Origin of the sequence: Embleya sp. NPDC056575, from assembly GCF_042793325.1 — a bacterium.
Lineage (GTDB): Bacteria > Actinomycetota > Actinomycetes > Streptomycetales > Streptomycetaceae > Embleya.
The window spans coordinates 80,966-96,905 of sequence record NZ_JBHTVA010000002.1; the positions used below are offsets into that span (position 1 = coordinate 80,966).

The window sequence follows — 15,940 nt, forward strand, 5'->3', positions numbered from 1 at the left end:
ACGTGTCGAATATCCCTCCCGCACAGCTGCCCGGCCTGCTCGAACCGCGTTCCGAGGAGATTCGGTGCGATATCGCGATCATCGGCTCCGGCATGGGAGGCGCGACACTCGCCTACGCGCTGCGTGATCTCGGGGCCCGGATCACGGTGATCGAGCGGGGGGACTTCCTGCCGCGCGAATACGAGAACTGGTCGCCGAAAGCCGTTTTCACGCAAGGCCGCTATCGCAACGGCGAATGCTGGTACGACGGCAGGAACCGGCCCTTCCGACCCGGCGTGCACTACTACGTGGGCGGAAACACCAAGGTATACGGAGCCACACTGCCGCGATTTCGGGAAACGGACTTCGGTGCGGTCGACCTGCACGAGGGCGTCTCCCCGGCCTGGCCGATCGACTATCGCGACATCGAGCCGCACTACGCCCGCGCGGAGCGGGTCTACCGGGTGCACGGCACGCCGGGGCAGGACCCCACCGAGCCGTGGCGGTCGGGTGACTTCCCGTTTCCCGCGGTGGCCCACGAACCCGCCGTCGCGGAACTGGCCGACTCCCTGCGCGGCCAGGGACTGGCGCCGTTCGACATGCCGATCGGGGTGGATCTGCGTACCGGGGGAGGCTGCGTGCGCTGTGCCACCTGCGACGGGTTCCCGTGCCTGCTCGACGCCAAGAGCGACGCCGACGTGTGCGCGATGCGCCCCGCGCTGGCCGCCGGCAACGTCGAACTCCTGACCCGCACCACGGTCGTACGGCTGCGCACCGACCCGAGCGGCACCCGGGTGACCGAGGCCGTCGCCACCCGGGACGGCCGGGAACTGCGCGTCGTGGCCGAACGGTTCGTGCTGGCGGCCGGGGCGGTCAATACCGCCGCGTTGCTCCTGCGGTCCGGGTCCGGGTCGGGGCGCGGCCTGGCCGACGGCTCGGGGCGGGTGGGCCGCAACTACATGGTGCACAACAGCACGTTCGTGGTCGCGGTCGACCCGCGCCGCCGCAACGACACGGTCTTCCAGAAGACCCTCGGCTGGAACGACTGGTATCGCGACGAGGGTCCGCACGGGCCGCTGGGCAATGTACAAACGCTCGGGAAGCTCCAGGCCCCGATGGCCCGCGTGCTCGGGGATCGGGTACCGGCGCCGATCCTCGGCGCGCTGGCCGCGCACAGCGTCGACCTGTACCTCACCAGCGAGGACCTGCCCACGCCGAACAATCGCATCACCGTCGACGGGGCGGATCGGGTGGTCGTGCACTGGTCGCCGAACAACCTGGCGCCGCATCGGGAACTGGTGCGGCGCACCACGGACGCGATGCGGCGATCGGGGTACCCGATGGTCTTCACCCGACGCATGGGCGTCGCGGTCAACTCCCACCAATGCGGTACGGCGGTGATGGGTGAGGACCCGGCCACCAGCGTCGTCGACCCCTACGGCAAGGCGCACGAGCTGAGCAATCTGTGGGTGGCCGACGGCGCGGTGTTCCCGTCCTCGGCGGCGGTGAACCCGGGCCTGACCATCGCGGCGAACGCCTTCCGGATCGCCGCGGACGGCGAACTCGCCGGGTGAGGGCGGGTATCAGGCGTCGGACGGGGGATCGCCGGCCAGGAGGTCCCAGGCCAGCAGACCGGCGCCCAACGAGCCCGACTCGTCCTCGAAGCGCGCGCCTAGCAGCTGCGGCGGCACCTGGAAGGTCAGCCGCCGTTCGAGTGCCGCGCGCAACGGGCGCAGCAGCAGGTCACCCGAACGCCCGATCCCCCCGCCCAGCACGACGGCGGAGGGATCGAGCATCGTCACGGACGCCAGCAAGGTGTCGGCCAGGCCGTCGATCACCTCGGACCACACCCGGGTGGCGACCGCGTCGCCCTCGGCCGCCAGACGCGCGACGTCGGCGGCATCGACGGCCGACCCGTCGCCGGGGTCCGCGAGCTCGCGATGGCGGCGGGCGATGGCGGGCCCGCCGACCACGGTGCTCACGCATCCGCGCTGACCACAGCCACAGGCGCGGCCGTTCGCCCGCAGGATCGTGTGGCCCATCTCGCCGGCCCGCCAGTGCGCGCCGACGAACGGCCGTCCGCCGATCATGATCGCCGCGCCCACGCCGGTACCGATCGGCACGAACAGGAAGACGTCGTGGCCGACGCCGGCGCCGAGGCGGGCCTCGGCGACACCGCCGGCGCGCACGTCGTGCCCGAGCACCACCGGCAGGCCCAGCCGTTCGGCCACCCGGTCGCGCAGCGGCACGTCCCGCCACCGGAAGGCGGAGGAGAACACGGCCACGCCCGCCGCCTCGTCCACCACCCCGCAGGCGGCGACCCCGACGGCGCGCACCACGGCGCCGCGCCGGGTCGCCTCGGCCACCGAGGCGGCGGCGTGGTCGAGCACGTGGTCCACTACGGCGTCGGGGCCCACTTCGCGCCCGCTGCGGTGCCGGCCGACGAATTCGTGGGTGCCGTCGCGGCCGATCAGCGCCGACTTGAAGGTGGTGCCTCCGAGGTCGAGACCGAGCACGACGTCCTCGCCGGCATACGTCCGCACGACCGCGACTCCTCACTCGGGGCGGCCGTCCCGGCCCACCCGCGCGTCCCCGAGAGCGTCACGATACAAGGCGCCCGAGCCGCCCGGGCGCCCGATTCGTCCGGTTGCTCAGTCGGCGGGTCGCAGCCGCGCGGTGCTGAACGGAATGGTCACGCGGTGACTGACCAGGCCACCGTGTACGGGGTGGCCGTCCGGGTGCAGCAGGGAGTAGGCGTCGACGCGGGCGCGGTACAGCCGATTGGGCGACGCCCCGCGGAAGTCCTCCGCCGGGCGCTCGCGCTTGACCCGCACCTCCGGGTCGGGGTAGCGCCGCTCGTAATAGACGGCGCAGCCCTCGGCGACCTCGTCGTCGGTCAGCAGTCGGGCGGTTCCGCTGCCGAACAGGGCCTGGTCCGTCCCGGTCGTGCCGAGGTCGTAGGCCAGCACCGAAACGGCCGGATTCTCGTCGATGTTGCGCGAGTGCCGGGAGTCGGCGGCCGATATCCAGTAGAAGTGGTCCTCGAAGTCCCAGGCGTGCGCCAATGGGGTCATCCACGATTCACCGCTCCGAGAGGCGGTCCCCAGGGTGAGATAGCGAACAGATCGCAGAACGTCTCCGGCGATGACTCGAAGATCCTCATCGGACAACGACACGTGCACCTCCGTCGGTCGGCTGATCAGGCGAAGAGAATCCCCGCCCGGCTCGCTGCGTTTACCGTGTCACTCTAACAACGGGCGCGTATCGCCATAAGCCTGCCGAGGTCGTGGAATCCGGAACGCTTCCGCTCCGTTCCCGTGCATTGTGCAATCGATCAAGGGGCGGCGGTCGAACGGCCGAATTCCGAGGCGGCGTGTAAAACTCCCACAGGATGGGCGTGGCGTCGGCGACGATCCGTATCAGAGTGACTACTCTGGGTGTCCGGATGTGTCGCGGTGTCGGGGCTCCCGTCGCAGCTCACGTCGCAGCCTTCGTCCCATTTCCCGTAGCGGCTCATGTTGCAGCTCGCGTTGCAGCTCTCGTTGCAGGTTGCGTTGCAGGTTGCGATGCAACTCCCGCCGGGCCCGGTGGTGACGGTCGGCGCCGGACCCGAAGTCCCGGCGCGCAGGCTCACATGTCCATGGCACCGCGTGGGCGGCCGATTGCCAGGCCGGTTCGCAGCGGATTTCGGGCCCGTTCGGCAAGGGGGGCGTTGCCGATCGAACGTTCGCGTCTGTGCGGGGGCGGAGCAGCCGGGGTGGCTCCACCATCGCGCCGTGCGACCGGCGGGGTTCTACTCGTGGGCGCTGATCTCGCCGCCCGCGCTCAGCACGATGTATATGCCGTTGGCGACCGCGCCGGCGTCGTGCTGGTTCGCCTCCAATGTGCCGTAGTCCGCGCCCCCGTTGCCGAGGATCCGCGCACGGAACCGGAGTTCGCCGACCTTGGTGACCTCGGCCGTCCAGCCGCCGGGGAGTTGGAAGGTGCCCGGACCGGTGTGTTCGCCGCCCATCCAGGAGTGGATCGTGCCGTCCATCGAGAGCACGACGAACATGCCGTTGGCGTCGAGCCCGGCGTCCTTGTCATTGGTTTCGAGCGTGGCGAGGACCTGGCCGCCGTTGACGATCTTGGCACGGTAGCGCTGCGCGCCGAGGTTCTCGATCTGGGCGGTGCTACCGTCCACCAGGGTCTTGCCCCCGCTCGAGGAGCCGCCCTTGGGCGCCGTGGCCGGCGGGGTGCCGGTCTTCGGCTTGGTCGTACCGCCCGGCGCGCTCGTGCCGGGCCCGTTGGGTGTGGCGGCCGTCGCGGGCGGGGTGGCCGGGACGGGCGGCGGGGTGTTGTCGCCCGCCTTGGCCGTGGCGGCCGGCGCGGTGGTCTTGTCCTTGTCGTCCGAGTTGCACGCCGTTGCGGTGGGAATCAGCAGAGCCGCCGCCAGCATGGTGCCGGCCAGCGTACGGACGGTGTTCGTACGGCGGGTCGTTACGAGGGACATGCGATTGTTCTCCCGAGCAATTGGTGTCGAGGACGCGCACGTTGCCCACTGCCTCCGGTGTCGGGACGGGAGACGGTGGCGCGCCGTGCAAGATCGACGTTAGTCCGGAACACTCGACGAATCGGGTCCCGCCATGTCACCGGATTGCTACGCCTCGGACCGTGCGGCGGGCCCCACAAGTGACGCCGCACAAGCCCCACGCCCCTCGACCTCCGACGGAACGGTCGCCGTCGGTCGGTGGGCTTTGGTCGGGGGCGGGGCCCGGCCGCCGTAGGGTCTGCGCATGGCGAAGTATTTCGATGTGCATCCCGAGAACCCCCAGCAACGCACCATCGGCAGTGTGGTCGACCTGATCCGCGGAGGGTCGCTCGTCGTGTACCCGACGGATTCCTGTTTCGCACTGGGATGCCAATTGGGCAACCGCGAGGGCATCGCCCGGATTCGCGCGATCCGCGAGTTGGACGACCGGCACCACTTCACCCTGGTGTGCGAGAGCTTCGCCCAGCTGGGCCGGTTCGTGCACCTGGACAACGACGTGTTCCGGGCGATCAAGGCGTCGACTCCCGGCCCCTACACCTTCATCCTCCGTGCGACGTCGGAGGTGCCGAAGCAGCTGTTGCATCCGAAGAAGAAGACGGTCGGCGTGCGGATTCCCGACCACGTCGTCACCCAGGCCCTGCTCGCCGAACTCGGTGAGCCGATCCTGTCCAGCACGCTGCTCCTGCCCGGCGAGGAGGAGCCGCTGACGCAGGGCTGGGAGATTAAGGAACGGCTCGACCACGTGGTGGACGCCGTGGTGGACTCGGGCGACTGCGGCACCCAGCCGACCACCGTCATCGACTTCTCCAGCGACGAGGCCGAGATCGTCCGCCGCGGGGCGGGCGACACCGCGCGCTTCGAGTAGCGGCGCCCCGGCCGCCCCGGCGGCGGACCGGGCGGCACACGGAAAAGCCCCGGACGACTTGACGTCCGGGGCTTTTCGCGAGGTATATTTGGTGGTTCTGAATACCGATTCGGAATGGTATTCGGAAAGCTCAATGACGACATGATATCCGTCCGGGAGTCGAATTGTCAAACGCCGAATTGCGACACGAGCAGGAATTCGTCGATGTGCTGTACGCGCACCTCGCGGACCTGCGTGCCCGGACGGAGGTCGCCGTCAAGAGCGCGCTCGGGCGCGAGCACGACGGCACCCGGCAGGCACGCGTCGAGCGGGACATCGCGGTCTTCGAGCAGTCGGGTCTGCTGGCCGCGTTGGACGCCGGTGCGAACGGCCTGTGTTTCGGCCGATTGTTGTTCCGCGACGGCGCCGACCATCACATCGGACGTATCGGTATCCGCCGCGACGACGCCGAGCACACGCCGTTGGTCATCGACTGGCGTGCCGATGTCGCCCGGCCGTTCTATCTGGCGACCGGGCACACCCCGATGGGGTTGCGGCGCCGGCGGCACATCACCACGTCCGGGCGCCGGATCACCGCGCTGCACGACGAGATCCTGGACCTCACCGACGCCACCCGTACCGGCTTCGAGGGATCCGACGCCGACGCCGTGCTGCTCGCGTCGCTCGACGCGGCCCGCACCGGGCGCATGCACGACATCGTGCAGACGATCCAGGCCGAGCAGGACCGGATCATCCGTGCGCCGCACGGCGGGGTGCTCGTGGTCGAGGGTGGCCCGGGCACCGGCAAGACCGTCGTCGCGCTGCACCGCGCGGCGTACCTGCTGTACGCGAACCGCGAGCAGTTGACCCGCCGCGTCGTGCTCGTGGTCGGCCCCAACCCCGCCTTCCTCGGCTACATCGAGGACGTACTGCCCTCGCTCGGCGAGACGGGCGTGCAATTCGCCACCCCGGGCGAGCTGTTCCCGGGCGTGACCGCCACCGCCGTCGACACCCCGGAGGCGGCCGAGGTCAAGGGCCGCGCCGCGATGGCCGAGGTGCTGCGCCGCTTCGTGGCCGATCGGCAGACCGTGCCCGAGACGCCGTTGTTCATCGAGCACGACGACGGCGACCTGTACCTCGACGCGGCGATCACCGAGGCCGCCCGGAGCAGGGCGCGGGCGACGCCGCTGCCGCACAACCTCGCCCGCCCGGCGTTCGCGTCGCGCGTGATCGACGGCCTGACCGGGCAGTTGGTGGACCGGCTCGGCGCCGACCCGTTCGGCGGGCCGAACTTCCTCGGCTCGGACGAGATCGCGCAGTTGTCGATGTCGGTCGCCGAGAGTCCGGCCGTACAGGCGGCCATCGACGAACTGTGGCCGCGCCTCACGCCGCAGGAACTGGTCGCGGACTACCTCGCCGAACCGGTCTACCTGTCCGACGAGGACGCGGCGGCGATCCGCCGGCCGATCGGATACGACCCGGTCTTCGGGACCCGCGACGCCGTCGAATGGACCGTCGCCGACGTTCCGTTGCTCGACGAGGCCGCCGAACTGCTGGGCGAGGACGACTCGTTGGCGCAGGCCCTGGCGGCGGCCGAACGCCGGCGGCGGATCGCGTACGCGCAGGGCGTGCTCGACCTGTCGTACGGCTCGCGCACCCAGGAGTTCGAGGATCGCGACGACGAGGAGTCCGAGGTGCTGAGCGCCCACGACCTCGTGGACGCCGAACGCCTCGCCGAACGTCAGGAGGAACTCGACCACCGCACCTCCGCCGAACGCGCGGCGGCGGACCGCACCTGGGCGTACGGCCACATCGTGGTCGACGAGGCCCAGGAACTGTCCGCGATGACCTGGCGGTTGCTGATGCGGCGCAGCCCCACCCGGTCGATGACCCTGGTCGGCGATCCCGCGCAGACCTCGGAGCCGGGCGGGTGCGGCTCGTGGGAGCGCATCCTGGTGCCGTTCGTCGAGGGCCGCTGGGAGCGGGTGCGGCTGGGCGTGAACTACCGTACGCCGACCGAGATCATGGAGGTCGCGGCTGACGTCATGCGGGCCGTCGACCCCGCGTTCGAGCCGCCGGACTCGGTGCGCTCGACCGGCGTCAAGCCGTGGTCGCGGCACACCGCGGACCTGCCGGCGGCGGTGGCGTGGGCGGTCGCGCACGAAGGGGTCGCCCCGGAGGCGGGCCAGGGGGACGCGACCGGCGGCGCCGACGCGCGGGTTCCGGTCGACGGCCGCGTCGCCGTGATCGCGCCGCGCGAGTTGATCGACGCGCTGGCGACGGCGATCCCGCACGCAGAGCGAGGCGTCGAGCCGGACCTGACCCGGCCGTTGGTGCTGCTCGACCCCAAGCAGGCCAAGGGCCTGGAGTTCGACGCGGTGATCGTCGTGGAGCCGGCCGCGTTCGCCCTGGCGGACCTGTACGTGGCCCTGACGCGGGCGACGCAACGCCTCGGCGTCGTGCACACCCGCGACCTGCCGCCCGGCCTCACCGGCCTCGCCCAGGCGGGGTGACCGGGGCGGGGCGCCTGCCACGGGCTCGACCGGCGCGTGGCCGGCGCCCCGCCCGGCGCCCTCGGCCGTCAGGTCCGGCGGCGCAGGGTGTGCCGCAGGGGCCGCGGCAGCCGGCGCGGGGCTCGGAGGAGGCGGTCGGTGGGCGCCACCACACGCCGGATGCGCTCGCGCAGGACCGGACCGGGCCGGGCGACCACGGCCCGCAACCGGCGCTCCTCGGCCAGTCGCCGCCGCCGCTCCTCGATGCGCTGCGCCAGGTCGCCCGGAGTGCCCGCCGGGCGGGTCTCGTCGACGAGCTTGTCGACGGCGGTCAGCAGCGTGCCGTACAGCTCCCAGCGATCCGGGTTCTCGATCGAGTCGGCGAGCAGGATCGCCTCGGTGCGCGAGCGGTCCACCAGCGCCTCGGCCAGTCGTTCGCGCAGGGTGTTCTCGGCCCTGGCGGCCTCCTCCGGCAGCGCCCGCCCGTGCAGCACGACCAGATGGCCGTACGCCGCGAACAGCGCCGCGAGCGAGTGGAACAGGCTGCGCAGGGACTGCGCGGTGGCCAACGGGATCTCGGTGTACGCCGGCTCGCCGCGCTCACCCCGCGCGTAGAGCCCGCTCAGCGCCCGACACACCATGCGCAGCGCCACCGCGCTGATCTCGGCGGTGTCCAGGCCGCTGCGCAGCGCCAGCACCCGCACCGTGGCCCGCCTGCCGCGCGGGTTGAGCCGGGTGCCCTCCTCGGCCGTCGACAGCGTGGCGTCCACGCGCACGATGTCCCGGTCGATCCGGCGGGCCTCCTCCAGCCAGCCGTGCGCCCGGTCGTGGCTGACGTCGTCGCCGATCTCCCGGGCCATCGTGTCCAGAAGTCGTGTCAGCGCGTCGAAGGCCGACATCACCGCCTCGTTCGCGGGCCGGACGTGCACCGGCGGCGCCAGGACGAGGGAGAACACCATGCCGACCGCGGCCCCGATCAGGGTCTCCGCGATCCGGTCCCACGCGGTGTCGGCGACCTGGCTGACGCCCAGCACGATCATCGCGCTGATCGCCACCTCGTTGATCGAATCGCCGAGCCGGATCAGGTGCCCCAGACCGAGCGAGGCCAACAGCAGCAGGGTCAGACTCCACCAGTTGAGCCCGACCGCCTCGCTGAACACCACCGCGATCAGCACCCCGGACACCACGCTTGCCACTCGCTGCACACCCGTGGTGAACGTCGCGTACGAGGTGACCTGGACCACCAGGAGCGCGGTGAGCGGGGACAGGATCGGCTGTGGATCGGGGCCGGTCAACAGCAGCGCGGCGACGTACGAGGTCACCGCCGCCACAGTGGTCCGCAGCACCTGCGCGACCAGCGAGGTCTCGCTCTCCTTGACCCTGGACAGCGCCGCCGAGAGATCGACGTCGGACGGCATTCGGCTCCCTTCTCCACGTGCTCCACGCGGTCGGACGGTGATCTTTCGATCCCCCACGTATGCCCTGTCCGCGACCGTCACACCTGTCCCCCGACCCCAGGCGACGGGCGGGTCGCCGGTTCGGTGGGGTGGGTCAGCGGGGGTCTCGGCCGAGGAGTCGGGTCGTGTGGTCGCCGCCGGCTACGACGACGAAGCGGTGGCCGAGGGCGGTCGGCTCGGTGTCGAGGTGCAGGACGCCCTCCACGCCCGCCGCCAGGGCGGGTGGGCCGTCGATGACGGCGGTCCACCTGTGGGGGAGGGTGTCACCGTCGATCGGCCAGTCGTAAAGGTCGAGCGTGACCTCGACGTCGTCGCGGTCGGGGAGCGTCACGTGGCCGTGCGCTTGGTGGATCTCCATTCTTCGAGTCTGCGTCGATCGACGGGATCGCGCCGGCGAGGCGGCCGTCCCGCCCGCCGCCGAGGCCGCCGCCCGCCGCGTACCCGGGTGGGGTACGCGGCGGGAACGTCCCGCGGTCAGGTGTCCCGCGTCGCCGTTGCCGTGGTCAGCCCATGGTCACGACGGCGGGGGAGTTCTGGTACGACGCGAGCAGCCACCTGCCGTCCCGGCGGGTCAGGACCCACGTCGCGATCGCGGCGCGGTCGGCCGGTGCCTCGGTCTCGCCCGGGAAGACGACTTTCGACTCGCTGACCACGAGGGCGACGTCGTCGTTGAGGAAGCGAATGTTCAATACCTTGTTGTCGGTCGTCGAGCCCTTCAGGAAGCCGTCGAAGCTGGCCGCCATGCTCCGGCGGACGTCCTCGCGGGACGGGCGGTAGGAGCCCGGCAGGATCGCGCAGGCGTCCTCGGTGTAGTCGGCCACGAACGCGTCGGCGTCGTGCGCGTCCCAGGCGTCGTACACGCCCTCGAGAACCTGGAGGACGGCGGTCTCGTCCGCGGTTTGCGGGCGGTTTGCGGTCGCGGTCATGGTGTCCCTCGTTCCGGTCGTACTGCCGCGGATCGTCGCGCTCTGCGACGCACGGGGAGTCGTGTGTGGCTCCGCGGATACATACCGGCGGTGGGATCCGAACTCATCGCGCCCGGACGAAGTTTTTTCGGCGGGATCGAGGACAGGCCCTTCCGGCCGTCAGACCTCGAACCGCGGCGCGAGGTCGAACGACGCGAACACCTCGGCGTCCCGGAACACCGTGTTCCTGCCGATGCCGGAGGCGGTGACGGTGAACACCTGGAGCGTGTGCAGCTCGAACACGCCGTCGGCGCCGAGGTTGTAGGCGGCGAACCCCGGCTGGCCGTTGGCCGCGACGGGGACCAGGTGCCATGTGGTGCCCGCCTTGTCGAACACCCAGTCCATGAACCGCCCGTAGTTGTCGCGCCCGACGAACCAATTGAGCATCGGCGGCATCTCCATCAGCACGTCGTCGGTCAGGAGCCGCTTGAGCCCCTCGACGTCGGCGTTCGCGAACGCCGTCATGTAGCGATCGACGCAGGCCCGCTGTTGCGCCTGCGAGGGCTCGCCGACCTGGTCCTCCAGGACACCCGCCTGGTTCAGCCGCGCCCGCGCCCGCTGCAGCGAACTGTTGACCGAGGCGACCGAGGTACCGAGGATGTCCGCGGTCTCGGCGGCGGAGAACGCGAGCACCTCGCGCAGGATCAGCGCGGCACGCTGCCGCGCCGAGAGGTGCTGCAATGCGGCGACGAAGGCCAGTCGCAGGCTGCCGCGATCGACGGCCGCGCCGGCGGGATCCCCCAGGTGCAGCAGCGCGTCGGGCATCGGTTGCAGCCAGGTGACCTCGCCGCCGTGGACCAGCGGATCGAGCGGCCGGCTGTCGGCGACCATTCCCGAGGGCAGCGGTCGGCGACCGCGGCTCTCCAACGCCGTCAGGCAGGCATGCGTCGCGATCCGGTACAGCCAGGTCCGCAGCGAACCGCGGGCCGGGTCGTACCGATCGCGTGCCCGCCAGGCCCGCAGGCAGGTCTCCTGCACCAGGTCCTCGGCGTCGTGGACCGAACCGAGGATGCGGTAGCAGTGGGCGAGCAGTTCCCGCCGATACGGCTCGATCCGCCGGCCGAAGTCCTCCACCATGCTCGCCCCCCGGCCGAAGTCCCCGCTGTTCCCGGCCGCGAACCATATCGCAATCACCCGGCCCTCCCGGCGCCGGCCACCACGCGGGTTCGGGATGGGGGTCGGGGCCCCGGAAGCAGTGTGTGCCTCCGGGGCCCCGGGGGTCAGCGCCGGTTGCCGGCGTCCGGACGGGTCAGTCGGAACCTGGCCGTGTTCTCGTCGGTGGTCCAGTGGCGGAAGCCGGCCTTCTCCAGCACGCGGACCGAGGACGGGTTCGACAGTTCCACGGTGGCGGACACGGTGTGGACGCCGGGTGCTCCGAGGGCGAACTGCGCCAGGGCCGAAGTGGCTTCGGGGGCGTAGCCACGGCCGCGGCGGGAGGGCACGATGCCGTACCCGATTTCGAGCGTTCCCTCGTGGGGCGGCGGGAACAGGCCGATCGAGCCCACCACCAGGCCACCGTCTCGCTCGATGATCAGGCGGTGACCGTATTCGCCGAGCCAGGCGGGGTTGTCGTCGAAGAGGCCCGCGATGACGCGGTCACCGTCGGCGGGGAAGTCGTCGGCCCAGTGGGCCGATCCGGTGCCGTCGAGGACGGCGCCGGCTTCGGCCGCGGTCCAGGGCCGAAGGACGAGGCGGTCGGTGGTCAGCCGCGTGCGGGCCGATGAGGCGGAGGAAGTCACGTGTCACTCCTGGTCGTTGAACGACCCGCCCCGCGCTCTGTCAGTACGCGGGACGGACGAGGGCATGCCGAAGAGAGCCGACGGCGGCCATATTCATCAACCTCCCTGTCCCGCTGATCGCGCGCCTCCCGCGCGGGGGGTGACGGTAGCAACCCTGGCCGGCTCGGGCAAAGGCCTTTCGATCGGAGGCGGCCTTCGGGTGGCGGCGACGGTTGTGTGTCGGGGGTCCCGTGGGGCTGCACGGAACGTCATGATGGACCTTCGTACCGTGATGGAGGGGAAGAGTGCGGAGGCGGCGGGGAACCGCCGTGAGTGGGCGAGTTGTTGTCGTGCTCGATGTGTGGCTCGGATGGTTCGGGCGTTCGGAGGCGATGGTATGAACGGTGATTCCCGCGAGTCGGGTGCGGAGGCCGCGCGGCGCAGTGCCGCCCTTGTCGTCGAGGAGGCCCTGGGGTTCCTGTATCCGGCCGCGTTGCGCGCGGCCGCGGCGGTCGGGGTCGCGGACCATCTGGCCGACGGACCCCTCGGTGTGGCGGAACTGGCGCGACTGACGGGCACTCGGGAACAGAACCTGTATCGGCTGCTGCGACTCCTGGCCACCCGGGGGTTGTTCGAGGAGGACGACCGGGGCCGGTTCCGGCTGACCCCGGCGGGGGACTCGTTGCGTTCGCACGCGCCCGTCTCGGCACGCGCGGCGGTCCTGATGCTGACGGATCGCACGATGTGGCTGCCGAGCGGGGAGATGACCCGCTGCCTGGAAACGGGTTCCTCGGCCTTCGAGGACATCTTCGGCGTGCCGTTCTTCGAGCACTTCGCCCGGGACGAGAAGACCGCCGCCGTCTTCCACGCGGGCATGGACTCCATGTCGGAGGCGGAGAACGTGCCGATCGCCGCCGGCTACGACTTCCCCGAGGCGGCCACGCTCGTGGATGTGGGCGGCGGCTACGGCGGCTTCCTGCTGGCCGCGTTGCGGGCCGGCCCGCGGCTGCGGGGCGTCCTGTACGACCATGCCCACGTCCTGGCCGGCCACCGACTGGACGTCCCGGAACTGGCGGACCGCTGGGCCACGGAGGAGGGCGACTTCTTCGCCTCGGTTCCCGCCGGGGACGTGTACCTGATCAAGCGCATACTGCACGACTGGGACGACGAGCAGTGTGTGCGGATTCTGCGCAACTGCCGCCGGGCGATGGCTCCCGGCGGTCGGGTCCTCGTCGTCGACGCGGTGCTGCCGCAGGGCAACGAACCGCACCAGGGCAAGGCACTGGACCTGATGATGATGGCGTCCCTGGTCGGCCGCGAGCGCACCGAGGCGGACTTCGCCCGACTGTTCGACGCGGCGGGCCTGCGGTTGGTCCGGGTCGTGCCCACCCCGACCGTGCTGTCGATCGTGGAGGGGGCGGCCTCCGAGGGCGCGTAGGCGGCGGCCGGCCATCGACGTGGGCCGGCCGCGAGGGGGACGCCGGTGCGGCGGGACCGGCCGGTGTTGTGACTCGGCGGCCCCGTCGCGCGGTCGCGAGTCCGGGCACAATGTAAGGTCGATGTCGGGTCCGGAGTGTGCTCGTTGATAGATTCACCGGTGGAGGTGGATCATGTCCGAGCCCCAACCGGCGTTGTTCGACGCCGTGGACGCGTTGTTGGCCGAGGCGCCCGGTGACCTCCCGTCGCCGGCCGAGCGGGCGAGGTTGCGCAAGGCCGCCGGGTTCACGCAGCAGCGGGTCGCGGACGCGCTGGGGGTCCAGCGGGTGACGGTCGTGGCCTGGGAGGCCGGGCGCAGTGACCCGCGCCCGCCGCAACGCCAGGCGTACGCCCGCCTGTTGGCGGGACTCGCCGAGCGCTACCCCGCGCCGCGACCTGCCCCGGGCGGGGCCGACGCGGCGGAGGACGCCACCGGGTCGGCCGACGAACTCGACGGGTCCAACGCGGCCGGGCCCGCGGCGGACACCGCCGCCGCCACGCACACCACCTCCACGCCGGCGCACGGCCCGGGCGGGGCCGGGGCGTGGACGGCCGCCGCGCCGTGGGTGCGTAGCGCGCCGCCGTCGCCGGCCGTGCCGCAGACGCCCGCAGCGCAGACGCCCGCAGCGGAGTCGCCCGCCGTCGACAAGCCGCTCGCCGCGTCCGCGCCGCCCGCCGCCCGGCGGCCCTCGCGCTCCGCCCCGCCTGCGGCGGCTCGCTCCGCCCCGGCCCCCTCGGCCGCGTCTCCCAAGTCGCCGCCCCGCACCCGTGCGGTCGCCAAGACCGACACTCCCCCCTCCGACGCGCCGCCCGCCGCCCGGTTCCCCGCCGGCCCCCTCGCCGTCCTCGACGCCGACAAGGGCCGGCTCGTGGCCTACCTGGTCGACGGTCGGGTCCTGCCCGGTCCCGCGAAGTCGCTGCCCGCCGTGTTCGCCTGGGCCCTGGACATCGGCCTCGGCGCCGAGCGCCTGCACCGCGCCGGCCGCGACGCCGACCCGCTCGTGGTGGTCACCGCCGCCGCCGCCGAGCGCCTGGGTGTACCCGCCGACCTGGAGGACCGCCGCAACCTGCGCCTGCCCGACGACCACAAGCTGGTCAAGCAGGTCACCCAGGACGGCCGGCGGCTGACCCGGCGCGGCTTCGGCCCCTGGACCAAGGTCTACCGACCGCCCGCCGACGGTGGCCGCCGGCAGTGCGTGCAGTTCGCCTTCCTCGGCTGGGACGCGCTCGACACCCGTTCCTGGGCCGACGCCGCCGACCTGCCCGCACCGCGACTGGCCGAACTCCTGGGCACCTACGCCACCCGTGTAGTCACCCCCCGCGGCTCCACCGCCGTCGCCGGCCTGACCCTGATGACCGAGCTGCGCCCGCCGACCCAGGCCGTCAAGGACGAGAGCACCGGCAGCTGGCGCTCCGGCCCGGTCGGCGGCTCGCTGACCGAGGCCGTCGACCCGGCGCCGCCGGAGGCCCCGGACGAGCACCCGGTCGCGCAGAACCGGGGCGGCGCCGACGTGCTGGTGGAGGAGGCGTACGACTGGCACCGACCCATCCACCTGGTCGGCGACGACGAGGGCAACCGCGAGTACGCCGTCGGCCTCGACGTCAACACCGCCTTCCTCGCGGCCGCGTCCCGCCTGCCGGTGGGCCTCGGCGCCCCGGTCCACGTCGAGGCCCCCGCCTTCGACCGCAAGCTCCCCGGCTGCTGGTACGTCGACCTCTCCGGCATCGAACTCGACCCCCGCCTGCCCAGCCCGTTCACCCCGACCGGCCTGCCCCCGACCGGCCCCGGCTGGTATGCCACCCCCACCGTCGCCTACGCCGCCGAACTCGGCGCCGAGATCGACCCGTTCGAGGCGTGGATCCGTCCGGAGCACGGCGCCTACCTCGACCCCTGGTACACCCGCCTGCGGGACGCCTACCTGGCCACCATGGCCGACCTCGGCGTCACCCCCGACCTCGACGACACCGCGTTCCTGGCCGCGATGGCCGAGCACAAGCGTGCCGACCCCACCCGCGCGATCGTCCTGGCCGCGATCAAGGCGACCGTCAAGGGCGGCATCGGCAAGCTCCGCGAACGCCCCCAGGGCGCCCGCTACCGCCCCGGCGACCGCTGGCCCGCGCTGGAGCGACCGACCTGGCGTCCCGACATCCGCGCCGCCGTGATCGCCAACGCCCGCGTCGGCATGCACCGCAAGATCCGCAAACTCGCCATCACCGCCGACCTGTACCCCATCGCGGTGCTCTCCGACTGCGTCGTCTACCTCTCCGAGGGGCCCTCCCCCCTGGACGTCCTGCCGCGCACGGCCGACGGCAAGCCGATCCCGGGCGGATTCCGCCTCGGGGTCAGCCCCGGCATGGTCAAACACGAGGGCACCCGCCCCCTCGAATGGGCCCTGCGCATGCTCGTCGAGGGACAAAACCCCGCCCGCCACATCAAGGACGGCGTCGACGCCGTCGCCGAAGGCGAATAGGAACCCG

General features: G+C 72.1%; 13 protein-coding genes. 5 read left to right on the plus strand and 8 right to left on the minus strand.

The window, feature by feature from the left end; translation table 11 throughout:
* The first annotated feature begins 2 nt into the window (after nt 1–2).
* Nucleotides 3–1,553: a GMC oxidoreductase gene (locus tag ACFRCG_RS01685; protein ID WP_380027583.1), complete on the plus strand. Its 1,551-nt coding sequence runs from the start codon at nt 3–5 to the stop codon at nt 1,551–1,553.
* Nucleotides 1,554–1,562: 9 nt separating this feature from the next.
* Here the strand turns inward: ACFRCG_RS01685 and ACFRCG_RS01690 are convergent, their stop codons facing one another.
* From ACFRCG_RS01690 to ACFRCG_RS01700, 3 genes are all read right to left on the minus strand, one after another.
* Nucleotides 1,563–2,522: an ROK family protein gene (locus ACFRCG_RS01690; protein ID WP_380027585.1), complete on the minus strand. Its 960-nt coding sequence runs from the start codon at nt 2,520–2,522 to the stop codon at nt 1,563–1,565.
* A gap of 108 nt (nt 2,523–2,630) precedes the next feature.
* On the minus strand, nt 2,631–3,161 hold the full coding sequence (locus ACFRCG_RS01695; protein WP_380027587.1) for a pyridoxamine 5'-phosphate oxidase family protein: 531 nt from the start codon (nt 3,159–3,161) through the stop codon (nt 2,631–2,633).
* 611 nt (nt 3,162–3,772) lie between these two features.
* Nucleotides 3,773–4,471 (minus strand): hypothetical protein, encoded by a 699-nt coding sequence (locus ACFRCG_RS01700; RefSeq protein WP_380027589.1) that lies wholly within the window; start codon nt 4,469–4,471, stop codon nt 3,773–3,775.
* A 283-nt stretch (nt 4,472–4,754) separates the two neighbouring features.
* Between ACFRCG_RS01700 and ACFRCG_RS01705 the strand changes: the two genes are divergently transcribed.
* On the plus strand, nt 4,755–5,375 hold the full coding sequence (locus tag ACFRCG_RS01705) for an L-threonylcarbamoyladenylate synthase (RefSeq protein WP_380027591.1): 621 nt from the start codon (nt 4,755–4,757) through the stop codon (nt 5,373–5,375).
* 179 nt (nt 5,376–5,554) lie between these two features.
* Complete coding sequence (locus tag ACFRCG_RS01710) at nt 5,555–7,867, plus strand: HelD family protein (RefSeq protein WP_380027945.1); 2,313 nt, start codon at nt 5,555–5,557, stop codon at nt 7,865–7,867.
* Between the two features lie 68 nt (nt 7,868–7,935).
* Here ACFRCG_RS01710 and ACFRCG_RS01715 read toward each other — a convergent pair whose 3' ends face one another.
* The 5 genes from ACFRCG_RS01715 to ACFRCG_RS01735 all read right to left on the minus strand — a co-directional run bounded on the left by ACFRCG_RS01715 (nt 7,936) and on the right by ACFRCG_RS01735 (nt 12,007).
* Nucleotides 7,936–9,264: an aromatic acid exporter family protein gene (locus ACFRCG_RS01715; RefSeq protein WP_380027593.1), complete on the minus strand. Its 1,329-nt coding sequence runs from the start codon at nt 9,262–9,264 to the stop codon at nt 7,936–7,938.
* Between the two features lie 133 nt (nt 9,265–9,397).
* Nucleotides 9,398–9,661 (minus strand): hypothetical protein, encoded by a 264-nt coding sequence (locus ACFRCG_RS01720; RefSeq protein ID WP_380027595.1) that lies wholly within the window; start codon nt 9,659–9,661, stop codon nt 9,398–9,400.
* A 145-nt stretch (nt 9,662–9,806) separates the two neighbouring features.
* Entirely contained in the window at nt 9,807–10,229 is a 423-nt protein-coding gene (locus ACFRCG_RS01725) for an SgcJ/EcaC family oxidoreductase (protein WP_380027597.1), read from the minus strand.
* A 159-nt stretch (nt 10,230–10,388) separates the two neighbouring features.
* The gene (locus ACFRCG_RS01730) at nt 10,389–11,402 is read right to left on the minus strand and encodes a sigma-70 family RNA polymerase sigma factor (protein WP_380027600.1); all 1,014 of its coding nucleotides are present in this window, start codon (nt 11,400–11,402) and stop codon (nt 10,389–10,391) included.
* An 86-nt stretch (nt 11,403–11,488) separates the two neighbouring features.
* The gene (locus ACFRCG_RS01735) at nt 11,489–12,007 is read right to left on the minus strand and encodes a GNAT family N-acetyltransferase (RefSeq protein ID WP_380027602.1); all 519 of its coding nucleotides are present in this window, start codon (nt 12,005–12,007) and stop codon (nt 11,489–11,491) included.
* A gap of 376 nt (nt 12,008–12,383) precedes the next feature.
* Here ACFRCG_RS01735 and ACFRCG_RS01740 point away from each other — a divergent pair, with 376 nt between their 5' ends.
* Both ACFRCG_RS01740 and tap read left to right on the plus strand, forming a co-directional pair.
* On the plus strand, nt 12,384–13,424 hold the full coding sequence (locus ACFRCG_RS01740) for a methyltransferase (RefSeq protein ID WP_380027604.1): 1,041 nt from the start codon (nt 12,384–12,386) through the stop codon (nt 13,422–13,424).
* 172 nt (nt 13,425–13,596) lie between these two features.
* Nucleotides 13,597–15,933: a telomere-associated protein Tap gene (gene tap, locus ACFRCG_RS01745; protein WP_380027606.1), complete on the plus strand. Its 2,337-nt coding sequence runs from the start codon at nt 13,597–13,599 to the stop codon at nt 15,931–15,933.
* Nucleotides 15,934–15,940: the final 7 nt, after the last annotated feature.